The organism is Pseudarthrobacter sp. NPDC058196 (assembly GCF_042882685.1).
Taxonomy (GTDB): domain Bacteria; phylum Actinomycetota; class Actinomycetes; order Actinomycetales; family Micrococcaceae; genus Arthrobacter.
The window spans coordinates 106,520-128,498 of record NZ_JBHVVN010000006.1; the positions used below are offsets into that span (position 1 = coordinate 106,520).

Annotated in this window: 16 protein-coding genes; 4 read left to right on the top strand and 12 right to left on the bottom strand. The window is 65.8% G+C overall.

Annotated elements, in window-relative coordinates; all coding sequences use genetic code 11:
* Nucleotides 1-6: 6 nt before the first annotated feature.
* From yvcK to ACFVVC_RS10215, 10 genes are all read right to left on the bottom strand, one after another.
* Entirely contained in the window at nucleotides 7-1,023 is a 1,017-nt protein-coding gene (gene yvcK, locus ACFVVC_RS10170) for a uridine diphosphate-N-acetylglucosamine-binding protein YvcK (protein ID WP_387452188.1), read from the bottom strand.
* Nucleotides 1,023-1,946 carry an RNase adapter RapZ gene (gene rapZ, locus ACFVVC_RS10175; RefSeq protein ID WP_387452191.1) on the bottom strand — a complete coding sequence of 308 codons (924 nt, stop codon included), beginning with the start codon at nucleotides 1,944-1,946 and terminating at the stop codon, nucleotides 1,023-1,025. The genes yvcK and rapZ overlap by 1 nt, the downstream gene beginning before the upstream one ends.
* A 68-nt stretch (nucleotides 1,947-2,014) precedes the next feature.
* Entirely contained in the window at nucleotides 2,015-4,006 is a 1,992-nt protein-coding gene (gene uvrC / locus ACFVVC_RS10180) for an excinuclease ABC subunit UvrC (protein ID WP_387452194.1), read from the bottom strand.
* 44 nt (nucleotides 4,007-4,050) lie between these two features.
* Nucleotides 4,051-4,719 (bottom strand): lysophospholipid acyltransferase family protein, encoded by a 669-nt coding sequence (locus tag ACFVVC_RS10185; RefSeq protein ID WP_387452197.1) that lies wholly within the window; start codon nucleotides 4,717-4,719, stop codon nucleotides 4,051-4,053.
* A complete protein-coding gene (locus tag ACFVVC_RS10190; RefSeq protein ID WP_387452200.1) occupies nucleotides 4,706-5,422 on the bottom strand; it encodes an HAD hydrolase-like protein in 717 nt (238 codons plus the stop codon). Before ACFVVC_RS10190 ends, ACFVVC_RS10185 begins: the two co-directional genes overlap by 14 nt.
* An 82-nt stretch (nucleotides 5,423-5,504) precedes the next feature.
* Entirely contained in the window at nucleotides 5,505-8,429 is a 2,925-nt protein-coding gene (gene uvrA / locus ACFVVC_RS10195; RefSeq protein ID WP_387452203.1) for an excinuclease ABC subunit UvrA, read from the bottom strand.
* A gap of 47 nt (nucleotides 8,430-8,476) precedes the next feature.
* Complete coding sequence (locus ACFVVC_RS10200; protein WP_387452205.1) at nucleotides 8,477-8,857, bottom strand: GntR family transcriptional regulator; 381 nt, start codon at nucleotides 8,855-8,857, stop codon at nucleotides 8,477-8,479.
* Nucleotides 8,854-10,665 (bottom strand): ABC transporter ATP-binding protein, encoded by a 1,812-nt coding sequence (locus ACFVVC_RS10205; protein WP_387452208.1) that lies wholly within the window; start codon nucleotides 10,663-10,665, stop codon nucleotides 8,854-8,856. Before ACFVVC_RS10205 ends, ACFVVC_RS10200 begins: the two co-directional genes overlap by 4 nt.
* Nucleotides 10,662-12,449, bottom strand: coding sequence for an ABC transporter ATP-binding protein (locus tag ACFVVC_RS10210; protein WP_387452211.1), 1,788 nt, complete (start codon nucleotides 12,447-12,449; stop codon nucleotides 10,662-10,664). The genes ACFVVC_RS10205 and ACFVVC_RS10210 overlap by 4 nt, the downstream gene beginning before the upstream one ends.
* Before the next feature lie 133 nt (nucleotides 12,450-12,582).
* Entirely contained in the window at nucleotides 12,583-13,371 is a 789-nt protein-coding gene (locus ACFVVC_RS10215) for a trans-aconitate 2-methyltransferase (protein ID WP_387452214.1), read from the bottom strand.
* Between the two features lie 96 nt (nucleotides 13,372-13,467).
* Here ACFVVC_RS10215 and ACFVVC_RS10220 point away from each other — a divergent pair, with 96 nt between their 5' ends.
* The 3 genes from ACFVVC_RS10220 to ACFVVC_RS10230 all read left to right on the top strand — a co-directional run bounded on the left by ACFVVC_RS10220 (nucleotide 13,468) and on the right by ACFVVC_RS10230 (nucleotide 17,898).
* Nucleotides 13,468-16,011, top strand: a complete 2,544-nt coding sequence (locus ACFVVC_RS10220) for a DEAD/DEAH box helicase (RefSeq protein WP_387452217.1) — start codon at nucleotides 13,468-13,470, stop codon at nucleotides 16,009-16,011.
* Nucleotides 16,012-16,037: 26 nt separating this feature from the next.
* Entirely contained in the window at nucleotides 16,038-16,553 is a 516-nt protein-coding gene (locus ACFVVC_RS10225; RefSeq protein ID WP_387452220.1) for a GNAT family N-acetyltransferase, read from the top strand.
* A 61-nt stretch (nucleotides 16,554-16,614) separates the two neighbouring features.
* Nucleotides 16,615-17,898 carry an alpha/beta fold hydrolase gene (locus ACFVVC_RS10230; protein WP_387452672.1) on the top strand — a complete coding sequence of 428 codons (1,284 nt, stop codon included), beginning with the start codon at nucleotides 16,615-16,617 and terminating at the stop codon, nucleotides 17,896-17,898.
* Here ACFVVC_RS10230 and ACFVVC_RS10235 read toward each other — a convergent pair.
* Both ACFVVC_RS10235 and ACFVVC_RS10240 read right to left on the bottom strand, forming a co-directional pair.
* Nucleotides 17,884-19,227: an MFS transporter gene (locus ACFVVC_RS10235; protein ID WP_387452223.1), complete on the bottom strand. Its 1,344-nt coding sequence runs from the start codon at nucleotides 19,225-19,227 to the stop codon at nucleotides 17,884-17,886. The two genes, ACFVVC_RS10230 and ACFVVC_RS10235, sit on opposite strands and share 15 nt — an antisense overlap.
* Before the next feature lie 100 nt (nucleotides 19,228-19,327).
* Nucleotides 19,328-20,356, bottom strand: coding sequence for a TerC family protein (locus tag ACFVVC_RS10240; RefSeq protein ID WP_387452226.1), 1,029 nt, complete (start codon nucleotides 20,354-20,356; stop codon nucleotides 19,328-19,330).
* 291 nt (nucleotides 20,357-20,647) lie between these two features.
* Here ACFVVC_RS10240 and ACFVVC_RS10245 point away from each other — a divergent pair, with 291 nt between their 5' ends.
* A complete protein-coding gene (locus ACFVVC_RS10245) occupies nucleotides 20,648-21,967 on the top strand; it encodes an ABC transporter substrate-binding protein (protein ID WP_387452228.1) in 1,320 nt (439 codons plus the stop codon).
* The last annotated feature ends 12 nt before the right edge of the window (nucleotides 21,968-21,979 follow it).

Here is a 21,979-nt window from a genome sequence, read left to right on the forward strand (position 1 = left end):
ACCTTCCTAACTGTTCCCAAAAATGTCCTGGTACGCCGTCGCCAGCCGCAGTGGCTCGTGGACCGGGCGGCGTCCCGACGCCCCTACTTTACCCAAGACCACCTCCGCTCCGATCATGGCGGCGGCCTTCTCGAACTCCTGCCGGTCAGGGACTGAGGCGGGATCGGCGAGGACGACGTCAACGCTGAACTCCGGGGCGTAGCGCCGGAGGACGTGGAGATGGTCGGCGGCACTCATGCCCGACGTTTCCTTGGTATCGGTGGCAAGGTTCATGGTCAGGCAGCGCTTGGCCGGCGTGCTGCACAGCGCCTGGCGCATCTCGGGCAGCAGCAGATGCGGCAGGACGGAGGTGTACCAGGAGCCTGGACCCAGGACCACCCAGTCCGCCAGTTCGATCGCCGTCAGGGCCTCCGTGCAGGCAGGCGCCGATTTCGGCAGCAGCCGAACTTCTTCGAGCGACCCGGCAACGGCGCAGCGCGCCTGGCCGTGGATGGTCTGCAGCCCCGTTCCGCCGCCGGGGGTGGTGACGCGGACGTCGCCTTCGATCGTGAGGGGGACTGTGGACATGGGCAGCACCTGGCCACGGGCGCCCAGCAGCGCACCGGCCCACTTAAGTCCGGCGACGGCGTCGCCCAGGAGTTCCCAGAGGGTGACGATCAGGAGGTTGCCCATGGCGTGTTCGTCGAGGGAGCCGCCCGGGCCTTTTCCGGCGCGGAAGCGGTGCTGCATGACGTCGCGCCAGGTACGGCCCCAGTCGGTGTCGTCGCAGAGTGCGGACAGGGCCATGCGGAGGTCGCCGGGCGGGAGCACGCCGTACTCCTCGCGCAGGCGCCCGGAAGAGCCGCCGTCGTCCGCCACGGTGACGATCGCGGTGAGCTCGGAGGTGAGCAGGCGCAGGGCCGACAGGGAGGCTGCGAGGCCGTGTCCGCCGCCCAGTGCCACAACATTGGGCCCCTTGTCCTGGCCGGGCGAGGTTCCGCCGGCCGGTGGCACCAGGGGCAAGGCGCCGGTGAAAAGGGCCATTATTCGCGGCCCAGATCCCGGTGCGCGGTGGTCACAGTGACACGCGGGTACTGGGCGAGTTTCTTGGAGAGCTCGACGGCGACCGCGACGGAGCGGTGCTTGCCGCCGGTGCAGCCGACGGCGATGGTGGCGTAGTGCTTGTTTTCCCGCCGGTATCCCTCCAGCACGGGCTCCAGCGCAAGGACGTAGCGATCCACGAAGTTCTTGACCCCTTCCGCTTCAAGCACGTAGTCGCTGACGTCCTTGTCCAGCCCGGTCAGGGGGCGCAGCTGGGGCACCCAGTGCGGGTTGGGGATGAACCGCACGTCGGCCACGTAGTTTGCGTCCACCGGCAGGCCGTACTTGAAGCCGAAGCTCATGACATTCAGCCGCAGGGCCACGGGACCGGTTTCGCTGAACAGTTCGGTAATGGCCGTGGCGAGTCCGTGGACGTTGTAATTGGAGGTATCCAGCACGACGTCGGAGCTGTCGCGCAGTTCCTGCAGCAGCTCGCGTTCCGCGGCGATGCCGTCGAGGATGCGTCCGCCGGCCTGGAGCGGATGGGGGCGGCGGCCCTGTTCGAAGCGGCGGACCAGTACGTTGTCGCTGGCGTCGAGGAACAGGACCCGGAAGGTCACCCCGCTGGCGGCAAGGGCACCCAGCGCCGCGCGGATATCGGCGAAGAGTCCCTTGCTGCGGACGTCGATGACCACCGCGAGCCGGGGAATGGACTGGGGAGCGTGCGAGACGAGTTCGGCCAGGGTGCCAAGCATCTGCGGCGGCAGGTTCTCCACGACATACCAGCCGTGGTCCTCCAACGCGTCGGCGGCGGTGCTCCGCCCGGCGCCGGACATTCCGGTGACCACCAGCAGCTCCGCTTCGAGCGGCTTGACTGTCTCCAGCCCGTCCTGCCCGTCTTCGGATCCCGCCGTCGTGTCTGCCATGAAGTCCGCCCCGTTTCGTTGTTGAACCAAGGGCGGCCGCAGTGGCGCCGCCCCGTCACTTACCCTAGCTAAGTTTCAATGATTTCGCCGGTGGCCATGTTGATCGCCGGGACGGACACGGCCTCGGCAGTGAAGTGGTTCACGATGGCGCCGGCCAGGGCAGGTCCGATCCCCTTGGCCTCGGAGAGCTCTTCCACGGTAGCGGCCTTGACCCCCTTGACCGAGCCGAAGTGAGCCAGGAGGGCCTTCCGCTTGGACGTGCCCAGGCCCGGGACGGCGTCGAGTGCAGAGACGGTCATGGCTTTGCCGCGCTTTTGCCGGTGAAAGGTGATGGCGAAGCGGTGGGCCTCGTCACGGATCCTCTGCAGCAGGTACAGGCCCTGGGAAGTTCGGGGCAGGATCACCGGAAAATCGCTGTCCGGCAGCCATACTTCTTCCAGCCGTTTGGCCAGGCCCACCACGTAGACGTCATCGATGCCCAGGTCTGCCAGTGCGCGCGCTGCCGCGTTCACCTGCGGCTGGCCGCCGTCCACCACCACCAGGTTCGGCGGATAGGCGAACTTGGCCTTGGGCGCCGGCGTGGTGGTGTCCAGTACTGCGTCCCCGGCGACAAGGTCCTTGCCATCCCCGGCAAGGAGGGACTCATCCACCTGTGCGGACTTGTCCTGCAGGTAATGGCGGAAACGCCGGGTGAGGACGTCATGCATGGCCGCGGTGTCGTCGGAGGCGGCAGGTCCGGTGATGGAGAACTTGCGGTAATCGGACTTCTTGGGCAGGCCGTCTTCCACCACCACCATGGAGGCCACCACGTTGGTTCCCTGGACGTGGGAAACGTCGAAGCATTCGATCCGGAGCAGTGGCACGGGCAGGTCAAGGGCTTCCTGCAGTTCCTGGAGCGCCTGGGACCTGACGGTGATGTCACCGGCACGCCGGGTTTTGTGGAGCTTGAGCGCGTGCTCGGCATTTTCGCGCACGGTGGACATCAGCGCTGCCTTGTCTCCGCGCTGCGGGACGCGGATGTCCACTTTGGCCCCGCGGATGCCGCCAAGCCAGGTGGCGACGTCCTCCGCATTGCTGGGCGCGACAGGTACCAGGACCTCGCGCGGCAGCCTGCCGTGGGTCTCGCCGTCTTCGCCGTAGACCTGCTGGAGCAGGTGCTCCACGAGGTCCGGGGTGGTGAAGTCCTCCACCTTTTCCACCACCCAGCCGCGCTGCCCGCGGATCCGGCCGCCCCGGACATGGAACACCTGGACGGCGGCTTCGAGCTCGTCCTCGTGCAGGGCGAAGACGTCGGCGTCGGTGTCTTCGGACAGCACCACGGCGTTGCGTTCAAAGACTTTCCGGAGGGCTGCGATGTCGTCACGAAGACGCGCGGCGTGCTCGTAGTCCAGTTTCGCCACGGCGTCGGCCATCTGCTTTTCCAGCTTGTTGATGAACCGTTTGGCCTCGCCCCCCATGAAGGCGCAGAAGTCGTCGGCCAGCGCCCTGTGGTCGTCCGGCGAGATCCGGCCCACGCACGGTGCGGAGCATTTGTCGATGTAGCCCAACAGGCACGGCCGGCCGCTGGCTTCGGCCCGTTTGAACACGCCGGCACTGCAGCTGCGCACAGGGAAGACGCGCAGCAGGGTGTCCATGGTCTCGCGGATGGCGCCCGCGGTGTAGGGGCCGAAGTAGCGGGTCCCCTTCCGCTTGTCCCCGCGCATGACCTGCACCCTGGGATACTTTTCACCCATGGTGACGGCGAGGTAAGGGTAGGTCTTGTCGTCCCGGAACACGACGTTGAACCGGGGCTTGAATTCCTTGATCCAGGTGTACTCGAGCTGCAGCGATTCCAGTTCGCTGCCCACCACGGTCCACTCGACGCTGCTGGCGGCGTGGACCATGGCGTAGGTCTTCGGCAACAGGCCCGCAGGGTTGGCAAAGTACGAGTTCAGGCGGGACCGGAGGCTCTTCGCCTTTCCAACGTAAATGACCCGGCCGTGCGGGTCACGGAACCGGTAGACGCCCGGGTTGGTGGGGATTTCACCGGTTTTGGGCCGGTAACTTGCTGGATTTGCCACCTATCAAGTCTACTAAGGCGCGCCGGGCATCTGTGCCAGCCCGGCTACTCGGCGGACTTGCTCTGGTTGTAGCTGGTGGAACGCTCCTGGCCGCTCAGGGCAGCGATCGCGTCCATGATCCGGTCCGTGACCTCCCTGCGTGCGGGCAGGGAGTGGTCCGGGCCGGTCTTGTCGAAGTACAGCGGCTCCCCCACCTTCATGGTGAAATGCTGCGGCCTGACACCCTTCTCGCCTGCCCGCTGGAGCTTTTCGGTCCCGATGAGGCCCACCGGAATGACCGGAGCCCCGGTGGTCAGCGCGAGCCAGCCGACGCCGGTGCGTCCGCGGTACAGGATGCCGTCACGGGAGCGGGTGCCCTCGGGGTAGATTCCGATGCCGCGGCCGGACTCAAGGATGTCCAGGAGTGTCTTGAGCGCCTGGACGCTGGCCGCCTGTTCGCCCCGCTCCACCGGGATGGAGCCCACAGATTCGAAGAAGGCCTTCATGACCCTGCCCTTGACGCCTCCGGTGGTGAAGTACTCGGCTTTGGCGAAGAACGCGACCGGGCGGGGCATCAGCGCCTGCACAATCACACTGTCAAAAAATGACAGGTGGTTGGGGGCCACGATGAAGGGACCGTCGGAGGGAACATTTTCCAGGCCGACGACGGTGGGCCGGCAGGTGCCGGAGATCAGGTTCCGCGTGGTCCAGCGGACGGCATCAAACATTTCCATCGTTGCTCACCCCGCTCATGGCCGCCGTGTGGATGGCTTGGAGCCGGTCGATGACCGTGACCAGTTCCGCACCCGTGCTGACGACGGCGACAGACCCCGCCTCTTCAAGTTCGCCGTCAGGGGCGAATCCCCAGACCACGCCGATGCAGTCCAGGCCGTTGGCGATCGCCCCGGAAACGTCCTGGGCCCGGTCCCCCACCATGATGGCATGTTGGGTCTCCAGGTTCCGCAGGGCGGCGGCAATAATCTGGGTCTTGCCAAGCGGAACGCCGTCCACCGCAGCTTCGTCGTCGGCGGAGCCGTGGATGCCGTGGAAGAAGCCGTCGATGCCGTGGTGCGCCAGTACCGTGCGGGCCAGGCGCTGCGGCTTCTGGGTGGCAACGGCAACGGGCCGTCCCGCCGCTGCGAAGGATTCGAGGATTTCGCGGATTCCCGGATACAGCCGGCTCTGCGCGATTCCGGTGGACACGTAGTGTTCGCGGTACCGGCGGACCACCTCTTCGAGGCGGTCCGCCGGTACCTTGGCCACGTTGAGCAGTGAGTCGCTCAGTTTGGGGCCGATCATCGCATCCAGCAGGTCCTGGGCGGGAACAGGGAGCCCCAGACCGCGGAGGGCCGATGCAATGCCCTCTGTTATTCCACCGGCCGGGTCGACAAGAGTGCCGTCCAGGTCAAAGATCACGGGCACTGTTGTTGAAGTCACCGGGTTAGTTTCTCACGACAGCGCGAGTGCCTGAAACTCGCATTCCCGTGCGGGAATATTTCCGAAGGGATTCCGCTGCTGGTCAGCCCAGTATTTCGGCCAGGAACTTTCCCGTGTGGCTGGTGCTGGACTTGGCTACCTGCTCGGGAGTTCCCGCTGCGACGATCTGGCCGCCGCCCGAACCGCCGTCGGGCCCGAGGTCCACCAGCCAGTCCGCGCTCTTGATGACGTCGAGGTTGTGCTCGATGGTGATCACCGTGTTGCCCTTGTCCACGAGCCCCTGAAGGACCATCAGAAGCTTGCGGATGTCCTCGAAGTGCAGCCCCGTGGTGGGCTCGTCCAGGACGTAGATGCTGCGCCCGTTGGATCGCTTCTGCAGTTCAGCCGCGAGCTTGACGCGCTGCGCCTCACCGCCGGACAACGTGGTGGCGGGCTGGCCCAGCCGCACGTAGCCCAGCCCGACGTCTACCAGGGTGTTCAGGTGACGTGCGATGGGCGAGAACGCCGCGAAGAACTCGGCACCTTCCTCGATGGGCATGTTGAGGACGTCAGCGATGGTCTTGCCCTTGTAGTGGACTTCCAGCGTCTCCCGGTTGTAGCGGGCACCGTGGCACACCTCGCAGGGGACGTACACGTCCGGCAGGAAGTTCATCTCGATCTTCAGCGTGCCGTCACCCGAGCAGGCCTCGCAGCGGCCGCCCTTGACGTTGAAGGAGAACCGGCCCGGGAGGTAGCCGCGAACCTTGGCTTCGGTGGTCTCCGCGAAGAGCTTGCGGATGTTGTCGAAAACTCCCGTGTACGTCGCCGGGTTGGAACGCGGGGTGCGGCCGATGGGGCTCTGGTCCACGTGGACCACCTTGTCCAGGTGTTCGAGGCCCTGAACAGCCTTGTGCCGGCCTGCCACCTGCTTGGCACCGTTGAGCTTGTTGGCGAGCACCTTGTAGAGGATTTCGTTGACGAGCGTTGACTTTCCGGAACCGCTCACGCCGGTCACCGCGGTAAAGAGGCCCAGCGGGAACGCGGCGTCGACGTTCACGAGATTGTTCTCCCGGGCGCCCACCACTTTGATTTCGCGCTTCTTGTCGTATTTCCGGCGCTTCTTGGGCACCGCAATGGCCTTCCGGCCGGACAGGTAGTCGCCGGTCAGCGATTCCTTGTTTTCCAGCAGCTCCTTGTAGGTTCCGGAGTGGACCACCTGGCCGCCGTGTTCACCTGCGCCGGGTCCGATGTCCACGATCCAGTCAGCCACATGGATGGTGTCCTCATCATGTTCGACGACGATGAGGGTGTTTCCCATGTCGCGGAGCCGGGTGAGGGTCTCGATGAGCCGGCGGTTGTCGCGCTGGTGCAGGCCGATGGAGGGCTCGTCCAGGACATAGAGGACACCCACCAGGCCGGAGCCGATCTGGGTGGCGAGCCTGATGCGTTGCGCTTCGCCGCCGGAGAGGGTGGCTGACGGGCGCTCAAGGTTGAGGTATTCGAGGCCCACGTCCAACAGGAAGGTGAGGCGCGCCTGGATCTCCTTGAGGACCTGGTGCGCGATCTGCGCTTCACGCCCGGTCAGGACCAGGTTGTTCAGGAACTCCGCACAGTCCCGCATGGGCAGGGCCGCGACTTCGGCGATGGACTTGCCGTTGATGAGGACCGAGAGGGAGGCCGGGTTGAGGCGGGCGCCGTTGCAGGAAGGGCACGGGACCTGGCGCATGTACTCTTCGTAGCGGTCGCGGGCCCAGTCGGAATCGGTCTCGCCATGTTTGCGGTGGACGTACTGGATGGCACCCTCGAAGCCGGTGCTGTACTTGCGTTCGCGGCCGAACCGGTTACGGTACTGCACCACCACCTTGTGGTCCTTGCCGTGCAGGATGGTCTGGCGGACGTCCTTGCCCAGCTTCTCCCACGGGGTGGCCATGGAGAAGCCCACTTCCTTGGCGAGGCCTTCGAGGAGGCGGTTCCAGTATTCCGTAGTGGCGGTTCCCAGGGACCATGGTGCGATGGCGCCTTCGGACAGCGAGAGTTCCGGGTTGGGAACGATGAGTTCCTCGTCCACCTCGAGCCGGGTACCGATTCCGCTGCAGGCCGCGCAAGCACCGAAGGGGTTGTTGAAGGAGAACGAGCGGGGCTCGATCTCGTCGATGGCCAGCGGGTGTTCGTTGGGGCAGGCAAGGTTTTCGGAGAAGGCCCGGATCCGTCCGGGATCGTCGGCGTCAAGATCCACGAACTCGGCCAGGACACGGCCTTCCGCCAGGCCCAGGGCTGTCTCGATGGAGTCTGTGAGCCGCTGGCTGATGCCTTCCTTGACCACCAGGCGGTCCACCACCACCTCGATGGTGTGCTTGAACTGCTTGCCCAGCTTGGGCGGATCACTCAGCTGGACCAGGTTGCCGTCCACCCGGGCCCGGGAGTAGCCCTTGGCGCTGAGCTCCTTGAAGAGGTCAACGAACTCGCCCTTGCGGCCGCGCACCACGGGCGCCAGGACCTGGAAGCGGGTGCCGTCCGCGAGTTCAAGGAGCTGGTCGACAATCTGCTGCGGGGTCTGCTTGGATACCGGCTCACCGCACACGGGGCAGTGCGGCCTGCCGACACGTGCCCACAGCAGGCGCATGTAGTCGTAGATTTCGGTGATGGTGCCCACGGTGGACCGCGGGTTCTTGCTGGTGGACTTCTGGTCGATGGAGACCGCCGGAGACAGCCCTTCGATGAAGTCGACGTCGGGTTTGTCCACCTGGCCCAGGAACTGGCGCGCGTAGGCGGACAGCGATTCGACGTAGCGACGCTGGCCTTCGGCAAAGATGGTGTCGAACGCCAGGGACGATTTCCCGGATCCGGAGAGGCCGGTGAAGACGATCATGGCGTCACGGGGAAGGTCGAGGTCCACGTTGCGCAGGTTGTGCTCCCGCGCGCCCTTCACGATGAGCCTGGAGAGGTCCGGCCGCTGCGGGACGGCAGCGGGGGCGGCGGCGAAGGAGGTGGCGGGGGCAGAGGTTTCTTCAGCTACGGCTTTAGGCACCCCATAATGCTAATCGAAAACTTCTTCGAACATGAGCGGTTCCGCCCTCAGGGAACATCGTAGGCGGCCGCCAGCAGCTTGACGGCTTCCGCGAAGCTGGCCCCCTGCGCTTTGGCCACGTCCGCGTATGCTGCCGCCGCCGTGGCCAGGCCGCCAAGCCTCTCATCCCGCGCCGAAACCACGGTGCCGTTCCGTCCGCGGGTGGCCACAATCCCGGCGGCTTCGAGTTCCTTGTACGCCCTGGCCACGGTGTGCGGGGCGACGTCGAGCTTTTCCGCGAGGGCCCGCACGGCCGGGAGCCGGGTGCCGGGGGCCAAGGCCCCGTTGTCCGCCAGGTGGATGACCTGCAGCCGCAGTTGCTCGAACAGTGCCACGGTGCTGGCGGGGTTCGGCCGCCAGGCGCCGGGAAAGTCTGCCGGCGCGCTCACAGGCCTCCCTCCAGTACGCCGGCGCGGCCGTCACGGGCTGCGAACTGTGCGCTGTAGAGCGTGGCGTAATAGCTGTTGGCGGCCAGGAGGCTCTCGTGCGTTCCCTGTTCAACGATGCGTCCGTGGTCCATGACCAGAATTAGATCAGCGTTCCGGACCGTGGACAAACGGTGGGCGATGATGAAGCTGGTCCGGCCGTTCCGGAGCCGCTGCATCGCCTGGCGGATCAGGAGCTCGGTCCGGGAGTCCACCGAGCTGGTGGCCTCGTCCAGCACCAGCACCGAGCGTCCGGCCAGCTGTGCCCTGGCAATGGTGATGAGTTGCCGCTGTCCTTGGCTGAGCGGTTCGCCGCCGTTTTCCAGCATGGTGCCGTAGCCGTGGGGCAGGGAACGGATGAACCGGTCGGCATGGGTTGCCTCCGCTGCGGCGACGACGGCTGGATCCGAAGCGTCCGGAAGGCCATAGGCAATGTTCTCGCGGATGGTCCCGGCAAACAGCCACGCATCCTGCGGCACCACCCCGAACTGGGAGCGCAGCAGGTCCCGGGGAACGGAGGAGATGTCCTGCCCGCCAATGGAGATCCGGCCCGAGGAAGGCTCGAGGAATCGCATCAGCAGGTTCACCACGGTGCTCTTGCCGGCGCCTGTGTGGCCCACGATGGCCACTGCCTGTCCCGGTTCAACCGTGAAGGTCAGGTCGCGGACCGCGGGCACCGAACCCGGGTAGCGGTACGTGACACCCTCGAAGACGATGGGGCCCGCAACCGGCCCGGCCTGGGCCGGTACGGCCGGTTCCCGGGGGTCCTCGCCGGCATCCAGGAGCGCGAAGACCCTGGCCGCGGACGCCGCGCAGGACTGCATGACGCTGAGCAGGCCGCCAATCTGCCCCACAGGTTGGGTGAACAGCCGGCTGAACTGGATGAACGCCTGGACTCCGCCAATGGTCATGGACCCGGAAATGATCTGCAGGGCTCCCACGACTGCCACTGCGATGTAGTTGAGGTTGGACATGAGGACCATCAGCGGCTGGACCACGCCGGCGGAAAACTGGGCTTTGCGGGCCGCACGGGCCAGCTGTGCATTGCTCTGGCCGAAGACTTGCGCAGCCTGTTCCTGCCAGCCAAAAGCCTTGACCACCTCGTGGCCGCTGATGAATTCCTCCACGTGCGCGTTGAGGTCGCCGGTCTCCTTCCATTGCCTGGCGAAATGCTCCTGCGAGCGGCGCGCCACCAGCACGGTGATCCACGTTGAGACTGGAACGGTGGCAACAGCTATGGCTGCGAGCAGCGGCGAGATCCACAGCATCATGGCAAGCGAGCCGAACAGCATGAGGACGGAGACGATCAGCTGCGTCAGGACCTGGTTCAGGGCCTGGGCAATGTTGTCGATGTCGTTGGTGGCACGGCTGAGGACGTCGCCCCGGGACCGCTCCCGGAAGTAGGTGGAGGGCAGGCGGTGCAGCTTGTCCTCCACCGAGGCGCGCAGCCTGAACATGAGGCCCTGGACGGCGCGGGCCGTGAGTGCCCCTTGAATCCAGTTGAACAGTGAGGCGAGGACGTACATCCCGGCCACGACCGCCAGAAGGGTTCCGAGGCTCTGGTCCAGGCTGCCTTGGACGACGCCGTCCACCACCAGGTCCGTGGCGTCACCAAGATATTTGGGGGCGGCAACGTTGAGGCCGGCAAAGGCGCACGTGGCTCCAACGGCGCCCAGGACATGCAGCCGGAAAGGGCGCAGGAGGCCAAGGAGCCTCGCCGCGGTGGGCCCGAAGGAGTGGGCGGCCGCCACGGGTTCGCCGGACGCCGTCACAAGGGGCCGTCCAGCGCGAGCTGGGATTCGGCAATTTCCCGGTATGTCGCCGAGTCCTGCAACAACTCCGTATGCGTTCCCTGGGCGGTGAGCCGGCCGTCGTCGAGCACCAGGATGAGGTCCGCGTCCTCCACGGCGGACAGGCGTTCAGCAACGACGACCACAGTGGCAGCCGCCAGAACCTGCTCCAGCGCCAGCCTCAGCCTGGTGTCGGTGCGGTAGTCAAGGGCGGAGAAGCTGTCGTCGAAGAGATAGAGGGGCGCCTGCCGCAACAGGGCACGGGCAATACACAGCCTCTGGCGCTGCCCGCCTGACAGGCTTGCTCCGCCCTGCCCCACGGGCGTGGCAAGGCCCAGCGGGAGGTCGCGCATGAACCGCATGGTCTGAGCCGTCTCCAGGGCGGCCCACAGTTCCTCATCGGTGGCCTCGGACGCACCCATCCGCAGGTTCTCCGCAATGGTTCCGGTGAAGAGGTGGGAGTGCTGCGGCACGATCCCCATGCCTCCGCGCAAAAGGTCCAGGGGCATCTCCCGGACGTCGCGGCCGCCCACGGTGATGTGCCCTTCCGTGGGGTCGAGGAATCGGGGAATCAAGTTCAGCAGCGTCGACTTTCCGCTTCCCGTGGAGCCGACGACCGCAAGGGTGGTACCCGGCGCCGCGGTAAAGCTGATGTCCGCCAGCACCGGCGCTTCAGCTCCCGGGTAGCAGAAGCCAACCCCGTGGAACTGCAGGAGGGCAGGCCCGCCTGCCGGTTTAACCGCGTCCGTCCTTTGGCCGCCCGGCCTCGCTGGCCCATTGCCGGCGCCGGGCACATGGGCCGCAGCGTCTCGCACCGACGGTTTGGTGTCCAGGACAGCCTGGATGCGTTCGGCGCAGGCCGCGGCACGCGGCGCCGTCATGAGGACGTACATGGCCATCATGATCGCCAGCAGGATCTGCATGATGTAGGCGATGAACGCGGTCAGGGCACCGAGGTTCATCTGGCCGTCCTGGATGCGGTGGCCGCCGAACCACACCACGGCCACCGAGCTGATGTTGACCACCAGCATGATCATCGGCAGCATCCCCGCCACCAGCAGCGCAGACTGCAGGTTGTTCGCGGTCAGGCCGGCGTTGGCCCGGGCAAACCGCCGCGCCTCGTAATCCTGGCGGACGAAGGCGCGGATGACGTCCACGCCGATGATCTGTTCGCGCAGGATTCCGCCCGAACGGTCGAGCAGGTCCTGGCCCTCCCGGTAGAGCGGAATCAGGCGGCGCACGATCAGGTACATAACCAGCAGGAGCAGCGGCACGATGACGATCACCACCACAGACAGCGCCACGTCCTGCTGCACGGCCAGGACGATTCCCCCGACCCCCATGGCGGGGCCGGCAAAGAGCATGGTGAAGACAAGGACGGCGAATGCCTGGATCTGCTGGGCGTCGTTGGTTGCACGCGTGGTCAGGCTTTGGGTTCCGAACAGTGCCACATCCTGTGAGGACAACGACTGAATGCGGGCAAAGATTTCCGCCCGCAGCCGGCGCCCGATCCGCATGGCCACCACGGCCCCCAGATACCCTGCCCCGATGGCGGAAGCCGCCTGCACGACGGCAATGACTGCCATCACCACGCCCAGCCTGGAAATCACGGCCGTATCACCGGCAACGATGCCGTCGTCAATGATCGCCGCGTTCACTGTTGGCAGGAGCAGGTTGGCCGCTGCCTGGACCAACTGGAGCAGCACGATGGCCCACACCTGGGCGTGCTGTCCCTTGAGTTGCCGCCTGATGACACCGACCAGCAAAATACCCCCCGTAAATGCACTCGGTCGAAGAAGCGGGCCGGCGACTTGACCCCTAAACCACAGACCACATTGTAAGCCAGATCACTTTCCGCCGCTGTCACGCGCTGTGACTACATGGAACAAACACGAGTCATCACCCGTTTCCGCCATCCTTGCGACCGACGGCGAAGATCCGGCGGAACGGAAAAACGGTGCCGTGGGGGCCCTGCGGATAGGCGTCCCGCAGTACTGAGGCGTACTCGGTTTCGAACCGTTTGGCGTCATCCGGCGTCAGCGCGGCCAGGACGGGACGCAGGCCCGTGCCCCGAACCCATTCCAAGACCGGGTCCGGCCCCGGCAGGACCTGCTGGTAGCTGGTTTCCCACGCATCCGCGAGGTACCCGGCGTCGAGCATGATCCCAAGGTAGTCACCCGGCTCCCCCACCGACTCCCGGCCCCTCAACACCCCGCCGAGCTTGGCGGCCCACGGGGCCGATGACGCCAGCTCGCGCATCAGCGCGTGCGAGGGGGCGTCGAAATTTCCGGGGACCTGCAGGGCGAACCACGCACCCGGTCGAAGCGCCGCAAGCCATCCCCGCAGCAGGTCCTGATGGCCGGGGACCCACTGCAGTGCGGCGTTGCTGACTACGACGTCGGTGTCCGGCGAGGGCGCCCAGTCAGCGATGTCGGTTTGTTCGAACCGCAACGATGGGCGCACCTGCGCGAGGCGTGCAGCCTTGGCCAGCATTTCCGCGGAGGAGTCCACGCCTACCACTTCGGCCCCGGGCCAGCGGTCGCTGAGCGTCGCCGTCAGGTTCCCCGGACCGCAGCCCAGGTCAACCACCTTGGCAGGGTGTCCGGCAAGAATCCGGGCGGTGAGGTCGAAGAAGGGCCGGTTCCGGTAATCGCCGAATTGGACGTACTTGACGGGGTCCCATTTCATGAGGTTCTCCAGGTTCTGCTGCGCACACGGCCAGGGCGAGCCTAACCCGGCCTCGGGCGGGAGCCTCGACACGACGTGGCACTAAGGTGGAAGTCAATGAAACTCGTCGACCAGCTGAACGATCTGTCCGCCCCCAACCAGGCCTCCGCCGTCGACCCCGACGCCCTGTACACCCGGTTCGTGGAATGGACGGAGAACCGGGGGCTCTCGCTCTATCCGGCGCAGGATGAAGCGATCATGGAACTGGCCACGGGGGCGAACGTCATCCTGGCCACGCCCACCGGATCCGGTAAATCCCTGGTGGCCATCGCAGCGCACTTCCAGGCCATGGCCCAGGGCAGGCGCAGCTACTATACGGCACCTATTAAGGCCTTGGTGTCGGAGAAGTTCTTTGCGCTCTGCGACATCTTCGGCGCGGAGAACGTGGGGATGATTACCGGCGACTCCGGCGTGAACCAGGACGCGCCCATCATTTGCTGCACGGCCGAAATCCTCGCCAACATCGCCCTGCGTGAAGGCTCCGCAGCCGAACTGGGCGCGGTGATCATGGACGAGTTCCACTTTTACTCGGACCCGCAGCGCGGCTGGGCCTGGCAGGTGCCGCTGCTGGAGCTTCCGCAGGCACAGTTCCTGCTGATGTCCGCAACGCTGGGGGACGTGACCCGCTTCGAAGAAGGCCTGACGTCCTTGACGGGCCGGCCCACCACCACGGTGAGCTCGGCGGAGCGGCCCATCCCGCTGCACTACTACTACCACCAGAGCCCGGTCCACGAAACGCTGGAGGAGTTGCTGTCCACCAGGCAGGTGCCGGTCTATGTGGTGCACTTCAGCCAGCTCGAAGCGATCGACCGCGCCCAGAACCTGATGAGCATCAACGTGTGCACCCGGGAGGAAAAGGACAAGATTGCCGAGCTGATTGCCAACTTCCGGTTCGCCGCCGGATTCGGGAAGACGCTGAACAGGCTCGTGCGCCACGGGATCGGCGTGCACCACGCGGGCATGCTGCCCAAATACCGCCGGCTGGTCGAGCAGCTGGCACAGGCCGGGCTGCTGAAGGTTATCTGCGGCACGGACACGCTGGGCGTAGGCATCAACGTCCCCATCAGGACAGTGCTCCTTACCGCCCTCAGCAAATACGACGGCGTCCGCACCCGGCTGCTCAACTCACGCGAGTTCCACCAGATTGCCGGCCGTGCCGGACGGGCAGGGTACGACACCGCCGGGACCGTGGTGGTACAGGCACCCGAGCACGTCATCGAGAACGTCAAGGCGATGGCCAAGGCCACCGCCAAGTTCGGCGATGACCAGAAGAAGCTGCGCCAGGTGGTGAAGAAGAAGCCGCCCGAAGGCTTCGTCTCGTGGGGTGAGCCGACGTTCAAACGGCTGGTGGAATCCGTACCGGACCCATTGACGTCGAGTTTCACCGTCACGCACGCCATGCTGATGAACCTGATGGAGCGGCCCGGGGACCCGTTTGCCGCGGCCAGGCGGCTGCTGACCGAAAACCACGAGCCCCGGTCCTCGCAGCTGCGGTTGATGAAGAAGGCGCTGGGGATCTACCGGGAGCTGCTGGCCGCCGAGGTGGTGGAACGCATTCCGCCTGAAGAGCAGGGACCAGACGGCCGCACCGTGAGGCTGACCGTCCATCTGCAGCCGAACTTCGCCCTGAACCAGCCGCTCTCCCCCTTCGCACTTGCCGCGCTGGACCTCCTCGACCCGGAGTCGCCGTCGTACGCCTTGGACGCGGTGTCCGTGATCGAGGCGACGTTGGAGAAACCACGGCAGATCCTCTCCGCGCAGCAGAAGAAGGCCCGCGGCGAAGCGGTGGCCGCCATGAAAGCGGACGGCATCGACTACGACCAGCGGATGGCCATGCTGGACGAGGTCTCCTACCCGCAACCGCTCGCGGAGATCCTGGGCGAGGCCTTCGAGGTGTACCGGAAGGCCGCACCGTGGGTGGGCGACTTTGAGCTCGCGCCGAAGTCGGTGGTCCGCGACATGTATGAGCGCGCCATGAATTTCGGTGAATTCGTCCAGTTCTATGGCCTGGCCCGCTCCGAAGGGATCGTGCTGCGCTACCTGGCCGATGCCTTCAAGGCACTTCGCCAGACCGTGCCGCAGGACATGCTGCGGGAAGACCTTGAGGACCTGACTGCCTGGCTCGGCGAGCTGGTACGGCAGGTGGATTCCAGCCTCCTGGACGAGTGGGAGGAATTGGCCTCCGGTGCGGCGCCCACGCCGCACGACGCCCCACCGCCTCCCCCGCCGTCGTTGACCTCCAACATCCGCGCGTTCCGGGTGATGGTGCGCAACGAGATGTTCCGCCGCGTCGAACTGTTCGCCGACGAGGACGCCGCCGCGCTGGGAGGGCTCGACGCCGGATCCGGGTGGGGTGCCGAGCGCTGGGAAGACGCACTTGACGACTACTTCGACGAACACGACGACATCGGCACTGGCCCGGACGCACGGGGGCCGGGCCTGCTGATCATCACCGAGGACCGCGGCACGTGGAAAGTCCGCCAGATCTTCGACGACCCGGCAGGCAACCACGACTGGGGGATCTCGGCGGAGGTGGACCTGGCCGAGTCGGATGACACAGGGACCGCCGTGGTCAGGGTGACGGACGTGAACCGGCTCTGACGCAGGACCGGCGGTAAGCTCGAACAATGAGTGTTATCCGCCCCGCCACCCCGCACGATGTTCCCGCCATTCTCCGTATGATCCACGAATTGGCCGATTACGAGAAGGAACCCGACGCCGTCCGGAACACTCCCGAACTGCTGGAGCGGGCCTTGTTCGGCGGCAACCCCAGCGTGTTCGCGGCCATGGCCGAGAACGCCACCGGCGAAGTGCAGGGCTTCGCCTTATGGTTCCTCAACTACTCCACTTGGGAGGGCGTACACGGGATCTACCTGGAGGACCTCTACGTCCGCCCCGGAGCGCGGGGCGAGGGACACGGCAAGGCACTGCTGCAGCACTTGGCGGGGATTGCTGTCGAGAACGGCTACGCCCGGGTGGAGTGGAGCGTGCTGGACTGGAACGAGCCGTCCATCAACTTCTACCGCCGCGTCGGCGCCGTCCCCATGGACGGATGGTCAACCTTCCGGCTCACCGGCCAGGCTCTGCACCGGTTCGGCCGGGCACAGTCCAGCACTTCCGTCCCCGCTGCCGCCCGTGGCTGAGCGGCACAGCGCGGCAGTGGCCGCCAGGCATCGTGTTGGCGCCAGCCACGCCTTCCGGGGCATGCGGACCGTGGAACACTGGTTCACCGTGCCCCTGGACCACTTCGCCCCAGGCGACCTTTCGGACCCGGCGGTTGAAACCATCACCGTTTTCGCGCGTGAGTACGTCTCCGCCGCGCACAGCGAGGAGGCAGCGGCCGCACTGCCGTGGCTCCTCTTCCTCCAGGGCGGTCCAGGCGGCCGCGGCAACAGGTGGGCTTCCTTGGGCGGCTGGGGGAAGGCTGCGGCCGCGGACTTCCGCATCCTGATGCTGGACCAGAGGGGCACGGGCTTGTCCACCCCCATCGACCGGCATACGTTGCCGGCACGCGGGGACGCAGCGGAACAAGCCGCCTACCTGGAGCACTTCCGGGCCGATTCGATCGTGGCGGACGCGGAACTGATCCGTACCACCCTCGAATCAGCGCCCTGGACCATTTACGGGCAAAGCTACGGCGGTTTTTGCGCCCTGACCTACCTTTCCTTCGCTCCGGAAGGACTCCGCGAAGCACTCATCACCGGCGGCCTGGCACCTCTCGCCGGCAGCGCAGACGACGTCTACCGCGCCACCTTCGAGCGCGTCGCCGCCCGGAACGAGGAATACTTCGGCTGGTATCCCGAGGACCGGGAGAGGGTGGAACGGATCGCCCGTCATCTGCGGTCCACCACCGAGACCATGCCCGACGGCGCGCCCCTCACCGTGGAGCGGTTCCAGATGGCAGGGGCATTCCTGGGCGGCAACACACGCGTAGACAACCTCCACTATCTCCTGGAAGATGCCTTCGTGGACGCGCCCGGTGGAGACCGCCTGTCCGATGCCTTCCTGGAACAGCTCCAGGCCGTCGTCTCCCGCCGCTCCAATCCGCTGTATGCGCTGATGCACGAATCCATCTACGGCCAAGGGCACGCCACCAACTGGTCCGCGTGGCGGATGCTGGGTGAAAACCCCTGGTTCAGGCCCGACGCCCAGCCGCTGCTCCTGACCGGCGAGATGGTGTACCCGTGGTACTTCGAACAGGATCCCGCCTTGCAGCCACTCCGGGACGTGGCCGAACTGCTGGCTGCCAAGCAGGACTGGAAGCCGCTGTACGACTCCCGGGCGCTGGCCGCCAACACGGTTCCCGTGGCAGCGGCCGTGTACACCGACGACATCTATGTTGACCGGGACCTATCCCTCGGGACGGCGGGAGCGGTCCGGGGGTTGCAGGTGTGGGAGACCGCCGATTTCCATCACGACGGAATTGCCGACGACGGCGAGCGGATCTTTTCCCGCCTCCTGGGGATGGCGCGCTCAGGCAGCCGCTGACTGGCGGCCCGAGGTGCGCGCGAGAACGGCTGCCGCCAGGACGGCCGCTCCTATGGCAGCACCGATCAAGTTCAGTCCGAGATAGCCGGCGACGCCCAGGACCAGCCCCGACACCGCACCGCCTGCCGCTCCGGCAGCACCCATCAGCATGTCCGAGACGCCCTGCACCGCCACCCTGGAATCCCGCCCCACGCTTTCGGCCAGCAGGGTGGACCCGGAGATTGTTGCAGCCGACCAGCCGACGCCCAACAAGACAAGGCCTGCCGCAACATCGGGAGTGGAAGACTGTCCGAAGCCGGCCACCACCACCGCTGCGACCAGAACGGCGAAGCCAATCATGATGGTCTCGATCCGGCCAGCCTTGTCCGTCAGCCAGCCCATGACCGGCGAAAGCGCAAACATCCCGGCGATGTGCAGCGAGATGGTGAAGCCGATGATCACCAGCACGTCCCCCTCCGCGACGTGCCCGGGGTGGAACGCGGGCCCTTCCACCAGGTGCTGCAGATGCAGCGGCGTCATAGACATCACGCCCACCATCACCGCGTGGGCGGCCACGACGGCTGTCACTGCCAGGACCGCCGTCCGGGAGTCCCTGATGGCACGGAGCCCGCGGATCAGTGAGCCGCCGGCAGGAGCGGCTGCCACGCTGGCGGGGGGTGCCGGGGAACGCTCTTGGGCTGTGTTGGTTCCCGCAGCTGCGAGCCGGCGTGCCAGCAGCAGCGGGTCGGGGCGAAGCCCGGCGAACACGAGCACGACGGCAATCAGCAAGCCTGCCGCGGCGATGATGAATGGTCCGGCTACTGGCGGCAGGCCCAGCGCAGCGCCCACCACCGTACCGGGCTGGATGAGGTTGGGCCCCGTCACGGCTCCAACGGTCACTGCCCAGACCACCGCCGACAGCGCCCTCCCCCGGTTTTCCGAGGCGGCAAGGTCTACGGCAGCGAATCGCGCCTGCAGGGTGGCGGCGGTGCCGACGCCTATGCCTGCGGCACCAAGGATCAGCAGGATAAAGAGCCCGGACACAACGGCCAGAGCCATGAGCAGTGCACCTGCCAAGGCCGCCGAAAGACCCGCCACCTGGGCCGCCCTGCGCCCGCGCTGGTCGGCCAACGACGCCAGCGGAAGTGCGGCGGCCGCGGCCCCCAGCGTCATGACCGTTGCCACGGCCCCCGCCCATGCGCTTGAACCGGACAGTTGCACGGCCAGGATGGAGCCGATCGACACGGTGGCTCCCGTGCCGATGCCGCCGAAAACCTGAGCTGTGCCAAGGAGTACAACGGTGCGCCGCTGCACTTGGCGCACGCGCTCTTCCGCTGGTGTGCGGGCCATAATCCGAGCATAGTCCTGTGCCGGCGCGCGCATCAGGAGGGTTAAACGGGTAATCCCGGCCAGGCCGGGATTACCAGTTGCAATGAAGCGGCACGGGCGCTTAGTCGATGTCGCTGTGGCTCCTCCGGGCGTCTTCCTCGAGCCGCGGATCGATTTTTGCTGCCTCGGCCTTGGAGCTAAGCAGGCTGGCTACCACGGCCACGACGATGGTGCCCACGATGACGGCAAGGGACACGAAGGTGGGAATCTCAGGCGCCCACTCAATGTGGCGTCCGCCGTTGATGAACGGCAGTTCGTTCACGTGCATGGCGTGCAGGACCAGCTTGACCCCGATGAACGCCAGGATGACGGACAGTGCGTGCTTCAGGTAGATCAGCCGGTTCATGAGGCCGCCGAGCAGGAAGTACAGCTGGCGCAGGCCCATGAGGGCGAACAGGTTTGCGGTGAAGACGATGAACGGGCTCTGGGTGAGGCCGAAGATGGCGGGGATCGAGTCCACGGCGAACAGCAGGTCCGTCAGGCCGATGGTGATGAACACGATCAGCATGGGGGTAAAGACCTTCTTGCCGTTCACGGTGGTGCGCAGCTTGCCTTCGTCGAACTTCTCCGACATGGGGATGACTTTGCGGATCCGGGCGATGAGGGGGTTTTCCTTGTCCTCTTCGTCTTCGCCCTCGTCCTGGGCCTGCTTCCAGGCCGTCCACAGCAGGAATGCGCCGAAGATGTAGAACACCCAGCTGAACTGTTCAATGACAATGGCGCCAAGCAGGATGAAGATGCCGCGCAGGATGAGCGCGATGATGATCCCCACCATCAACACTTCCTGCTGGTATTTCCGCGGCACGGAGAACCTGGCCATGATGATGATGAAGACGAACAGGTTGTCGATGCTGAGGCTGTATTCCGTGACCCAGCCGGCGACGAACTGGCTGCCGAATTCAGGGCCGGTGAACGCGAACATCGCGCCGGCGAAGGCCATGGCCAACGCAACATAGAAGGCTACCCAGAGGCCGGCTTCCTTCATGGAGGGTTCATGGGGCCGGCGGACCACCAGGAAGAGGTCGGTCAGGAGGATCAGGCCGAGGATGACAAATGAGCCAACCTCGAACCACAAGGGCAAGTCGAGCACTGGGAAGCCTTTCGCAGGGTACACAAAGTGGTGTAAGTCTCTCCGGCCTGCCAGTGCACTTAGTGCTGATGCGGCGGCCCGCTACGCCCGGCGGGGCAACCATGCCCTGCGTGTTGACGATCGTAGCGCTTGGGATACTCCCCTACGTGCCTACAACTCTACCCCAGCAGCGCCATCGGATAACGGTTTCCCGGAACCATTGACCCCCGGCAAGCGCTGCTGTCATAATCACATCCAGTGAGAAAGCGGTTTCTCGCCCCATTTGTTAGACCCTCCAGAAAGTCACGGTCAATGAAGACTTCGCTTCGCACCAGCACGATGGTCAAGTCGCTCGCAGCTGCGGCCACCCTCGCCATGCTTGCCACCGGCTGCTCGCCCTCCTCATCCGGCGACAGCGGCGGGAACGTCACGGTCCGCTTCACGTGGTGGGGCAACGACCTTCGCAACAAAGAAACACAACAGGTCATCGACGCGTTCCAGGCCTCCCACCCCAACATCAAAATCCAGGCCGAGCCCGGAGTGTGGAGCAGCTACTGGGACAAACTGGCCACCACCACGGCGGCCAACGATTCCCCGGATGTGATCCAGATGGACCAGGCCTACATCGCTGAGTATGGCGGCCGGGGTGCCCTCCTGGACCTGTCCAAGCAAAGCAATATCGACACCTCCAAGATAGACCAGGACGCCCTCAACTCCGGGCAGGTCAGCGGCAAGCAGTTTGGCCTGAGCACCGGGCAGAACGCCAAGGCCGTGATGATCAATACCAAGCTGTTCCAGGACTACGGTGTTCCCATCCCGGACGACAAGACCTGGACTTGGGATGATTACGCCAAGACCGCAGCCCAGATCGCAAAGGCGGCGGCCAAAGCCGGGCAGACCAACTACGGCAGCTCCTACTCGCTGACGGACTCCGACCTGAACACGTGGGCGATGCAGCATGGCGAGTCGCTCTACTCGTCAGACGGCGGCCTCGGCTTCAAGGAGGGCACCGCCACGTCCTTCTTCCAGAACCTGCTGGACCTGCGCAACGCTGGAGCCGCCCCGCCGGCCAACATTGCCACCGAGGACGTCAGCGCCCCGGTCGAACAGACGCTGTTTGCCACCGGCAAGACTGCGATGTCGTGGTGGTGGACCAACCAGGTCAACGCGCTCCAGTCGGCGCTGAAGACCGACGTCAAGATCCTGCGCGCCCCCAGTTCCACCGGCAGCGCGAAGGACAACGGAATGTCCTACAAGCCGTCCATGTTCTGGTCCGTGTCCTCGCGCAGCAAGCATCCCAAGGAAGCTGCAGAGGTGGTCAACTACATGCTCAACAACCTGGACTCGGCCAAGACCATCCTGACCGAGCGCGGCTTCCCCACGAATTCCGAGGTCCAGACGGCAATCGACCCGCTGCTGACTCCGGCGGACAAGTCCGCGGCGGCATTCCTGAAGGACATCAAGCCTGACCTGCAGAGCGGCCCGCCGGTGCCCCCGACAGGGTCATCCGGGGTGCAGGCCCTGATTCAGCGGTACTGCACGGACGTCCTCTTCGACCGCAAGTCCCCCTCCGACGCAGCCAAGGGCCTCATGCAGGAAGCAAAGGGAATGATCGACTCCGCCAGGAAGTAATGCACCGGCACT